This window comes from Alkalibacterium indicireducens (assembly GCF_039522005.1).
GTDB lineage: Bacteria > Bacillota > Bacilli > Lactobacillales > Carnobacteriaceae_A > Alkalibacterium > Alkalibacterium indicireducens.
In genome coordinates this window covers 2734-3053 of the sequence record NZ_BAAADA010000036.1, presented here as the reverse complement: position 1 = coordinate 3053, position 320 = coordinate 2734, and the positions used below count along the sequence as shown (strand labels likewise).

General features: G+C 38.4%; 2 protein-coding genes. Both read left to right on the top strand.

The genetic code is table 11. The features are described 5' to 3' along the window. On the top strand, positions 1–113 hold a 113-nt coding region (locus ABFX15_RS02580), incomplete at its 5' end, for a transposase (protein ID WP_346023963.1). 5 nt (positions 114–118) lie between these two features. Next, the coding region (locus tag ABFX15_RS02575; protein ID WP_428830581.1) for a helix-turn-helix domain-containing protein at positions 119–320 on the top strand (202 nt) is incomplete at its 3' end.

Below are 320 nucleotides of genomic sequence, written 5' to 3'. Positions count from 1 at the left end.
AGAAATTATGGAAAGAAATGTTTTGGTCGAGGAGTTTTTGCTTATTGACAACAGGCGGCGCTCCAATTGAAGTTATAAAAAAATACATTGAAAACCAAGGCGAAGTGAGGTGACACATATGTTGAAAGCATACAAGTACAGATTATACCCAACCGAACAGCAAAAAGAATATTTTGCGAATTGTTTTGGCTACGCCCGCTTCATCTACAACCAAATGCTCAGCGACAAAATCAACCACTACAAAGAAACGAAACAAATGCTCCACAATACACCGGCGCAATACAAAAAAGAATGTCCGTTTTTGAAAGAAGTGGATAGTC